The 370-nt window shown below is 40.0% G+C and carries 1 protein-coding gene; it reads right to left on the reverse strand.

Annotation, left to right across the window (positions count from 1 at the left end; all coding sequences use genetic code 11):
• Nucleotides 1-338, reverse strand: a 338-nt coding sequence (locus SB751_RS28540; protein ID WP_410748858.1) for an AMP-binding protein, incomplete at its 3' end; no start/stop codon positions are given.
• Nucleotides 339-370: the final 32 nt, after the last annotated feature.

Below are 370 nucleotides of genomic sequence, written 5' to 3' on the forward strand. Positions count from 1 at the left end.
AGGGAATTTTCTGTCATGAGTCCGACAATTGAATGCCGGGTTACTCCTTTTTGACGCAGCACTCTTGCGAGCTGATTCGACTTCTCATTGAGTTCCCGGTACGTAAGATAACGATCTCTAAACTTCACCGCTATATGATCAGGGCGTTTATCCGCTTGGTCTTCAAATAGCTCCTGTAGTGTTTTTTCTCTGTCATAATCTGCTTGTGTATCATTAAACTCTTCTAAGAGTTGGTGCCGTTCATTGTCTATCGTGATATCAATCTCCGAAATATTGACTGTGGGGTCTTCTGAAATGATTTCCATCATTCTAATGAAATGGTTTTTTAAACGGTTCATGCTGCTCGAATCATATACATTTGAATTGTAAG

Source organism: Cupriavidus sp. SIMBA_020, assembly GCF_046535395.1.
Taxonomy (GTDB): domain Bacteria; phylum Pseudomonadota; class Gammaproteobacteria; order Burkholderiales; family Burkholderiaceae; genus Cupriavidus; species Cupriavidus campinensis.